Annotated in this window: 2 protein-coding genes; both read right to left on the bottom strand. The window is 48.6% G+C overall.

Annotation, left to right across the window (positions count from 1 at the left end; all coding sequences use genetic code 11):
• Positions 1-304: 304 nt before the first annotated feature.
• The gene (gene yihA, locus HMPREF9412_RS08725) at positions 305-949 is read right to left on the bottom strand and encodes a ribosome biogenesis GTP-binding protein YihA/YsxC (protein WP_009591078.1); all 645 of its coding nucleotides are present in this window, start codon (positions 947-949) and stop codon (positions 305-307) included.
• A gap of 17 nt (positions 950-966) precedes the next feature.
• Positions 967-1419 (bottom strand): S16 family serine protease (locus tag HMPREF9412_RS08720; RefSeq protein ID WP_009591079.1); only part of this gene is annotated, 453 nt, incomplete at its 5' end.

Below are 1419 nucleotides of genomic sequence, written 5' to 3'. Positions count from 1 at the left end.
AAAGCTTGGGTATATTGCAGAAATTGATCCATTTGAATATCCGTCATTTGCATTGTGGCATTAACATATTCTGTGGCTAACCGCTGAGCCATAAAAATCTCCCTCAATTCTTTTAACTTACTACCATTATACAGCAGATCCAAGCGGTCTTTCCTGCCGTTCGAATGAGAATATCCATCATATTTCATAAAAAAACGGAATTAGCCGGAATCAGAGCGATATTTCCCGCAAGATGCTCACTTTCCTGTAAAGAATGCACCGATTCCCTATAACACCCTTGAAAAAACATCACAAACCATCCGGATCAGACATGCTCGTTGCTGTCATTCTCCGAATCCGTGTGCGGCTCTTCCACATGATCCTTCGTCCCCATATGGGACTCCATAATGGCCCATAACTCATCTTTACCCAAACCCAGCTCGGATGAAAACATGACAAAGGAATGATAGGGCTTGAAACCGAGCGTTTCCTTCACGATCTTCACATGCTTCTGGCGGCGCGTTTTCGGAATTTTATCCGCCTTGGTCGCGACTACGCACACCGGCCGGTTGTAATGCTGCAGCCATTCATACATACTGATATCGTCTTTTGAAGGCGGGTGACGCATGTCCACAATCAATAATACAAGCTTCAGTTCTTCCCGGCTGAGCAAATACCTCTCAATCATTTCGCCAAATGCCGCACGTTGGGTCTTCGAAACTTTAGCATAACCGTAACCGGGAAAATCGACCAAATAGAGGTCGTCGTTCACCCGATAATAGTTGAGCTGCTGTGTCTTCCCCGGCGTGGCGCTTGTACGAGCCAGGTTCTTACGGGATATCATACGGTTAATCAGCGATGACTTGCCCACATTGGAACGCCCTGCCAGAGCAATCTCCGGCAAGGCGTCTTCAGGATATTGGGCAGGTACGACAGCGCTGATGACAAACTCGGCTTTCGTAACTTTCATAATGTAGACTTTCCTCTCTAGTGCACTCCCGCTTGTTCAACGAGCGCATGCTCCAGAACCTGATCCATATGGGATACCGGAACGAACTCCACGTCGTTCTTTACGCTGTCAGGAATATCACGCAGGTCGCGTTCGTTATCCTTAGGGAGCAATATTTTTTTGTAACCGGCACGGTGGGCTGCCAGCGACTTCTCTTTCAAGCCGCCAATCGGCAGTACGCGTCCCCGAAGTGTAATTTCACCCGTCATGGCCACGTCACGGGCTACATGCCGTTTGGTTAAAGATGAGATAAGAGCCGTCGCAATCGTAATGCCGGCTGAAGGGCCATCCTTCGGAATGGCTCCCTCCGGGATATGGATATGGACATCAAGCTTCTCATGGAAATCCGGATCAATGCCAAGCTCTACCGCTTTCGAGCGGGTAAAACTGAAGGCGGCTTGAGCCGATTCCTTCATCACGTCACCAAGCTT

The sequence above is a fragment of the Paenibacillus sp. HGF5 genome (genome assembly GCF_000204455.1).
Lineage (GTDB): Bacteria > Bacillota > Bacilli > Paenibacillales > Paenibacillaceae > Paenibacillus_AQ > Paenibacillus_AQ lautus_A.
The sequence above is the reverse complement of the archived record's forward strand: the minus strand, read 5'-3'. Positions and strand labels throughout refer to the sequence as shown.

Coding starts and splice junctions, on each gene's coding strand:
- yihA (WP_009591078.1), bottom strand. CDS start 949: ATGAAAGTTACGAAAGCCGAGTTTGTCATCAGCGCTGTCGTACCTGCC.